This is a genomic window from Corynebacterium sp. HMSC08C04, from assembly GCF_001807495.1.
Taxonomy (GTDB): domain Bacteria; phylum Actinomycetota; class Actinomycetes; order Mycobacteriales; family Mycobacteriaceae; genus Corynebacterium; species Corynebacterium simulans.
Genome location: NZ_KV789223.1, coordinates 1 through 1,093, shown reverse-complemented (window position 1 = coordinate 1,093; position 1,093 = coordinate 1). Strand labels below are relative to the sequence as shown.

At 56.0% G+C, this 1,093-nt stretch carries 1 protein-coding gene; it reads left to right on the top strand.

All coding sequences use genetic code 11. The features are described 5' to 3' along the window. Positions 1–69 precede the first annotated feature (69 nt). Positions 70–651 carry a hypothetical protein gene (locus tag HMPREF3169_RS08355; RefSeq protein ID WP_083281291.1) on the top strand — a complete coding sequence of 194 codons (582 nt, stop codon included), beginning with the start codon at positions 70–72 and terminating at the stop codon, positions 649–651. The last annotated feature ends 442 nt before the right edge of the window (positions 652–1,093 follow it).

Here is a 1,093-nt window from a genome sequence, read left to right as displayed (position 1 = left end):
ACTGCCGTGTTCCGGGTAGTTGGTACCGGGCCGAGGGGTGCGTCGGCCCGGACGGGCTACAATTTCAGGGTGGAATCACAGCTAGTCGCCTACATCGATGAGTCCTCCGCCCTTAGACCCCCAGACCGGCAGGAGTACATGGTGTGTGCAGCCATCATCGACACTCAAGACTTGGAAAAAATACGCGAGGAGCTGCGTCCACTACGACTTCCTGGCCAGGTCAAACTTCACTGGACCGACGAACGTAATAGCCGACGCCGAAAAATCGTGGACACCCTTTCTGAGATCGACTCCATGCAAGCGATCATCACCCACCAGAGTGAAGTGAGCAAGAAGACGGAGAGGCACCGCAGGAAATGCTTGGAGCAGATGTACTTCGAGCTCTCCGAGATGCACGTCCACAACGTCACTTTGGAAAGCCGGCAAGAAGCACAAAACAGGCGAGACGTCGCCCATATAGTTGCCCTGCAGGGCCAAGGACAAAGTGCTGGTATCCGACTGCGACACGTACGCGGTGGCGATGATCCCCTGCTCTGGATTCCAGATGCCGTTCTGGGAGCACTGAACTCCGTCCATCTAGGGGAAGAGCAGTACTGGGAGAAGCTGCACGAGAAAGTGGTCCTCAACCGTCCCGCCCCGGATTCCCTCTAGAGGCAGGCGAAGACCCTGAGTCCAGTCGTCCGGCTGGGATCCCAGGGTCTTCTTCCGATCCTGTCGTAACAGGTGGCAATAACACTAGGGTAGCACCATTTGGCACCATTTAGCACCATTTGACACCATTTGGCACCATTTGGCACCGATAGGCCCCGTCCGTTTCCTTAGCTGGATCGGCGGCCTCATCCTGGTTTCCTGACCAAATCCACATCGACCAAGCCGAACGCAGCGGGCTAAATATCACTCTGCTCAATACCCCTAGACGTTGACGCCGACATGCCCCGCCGAGATACAGCAGGTCATAGGACAAAGACCTCTTACTCCGGCCATCACTGAATCGATCATCAAACCACCCCGGCGGGAGCTGACGGAAAATCTCTGAAGTCAAACCCTCATCAGAGATGACTTTCTTTGCACGGGATACTTCCCGTCGTGAACA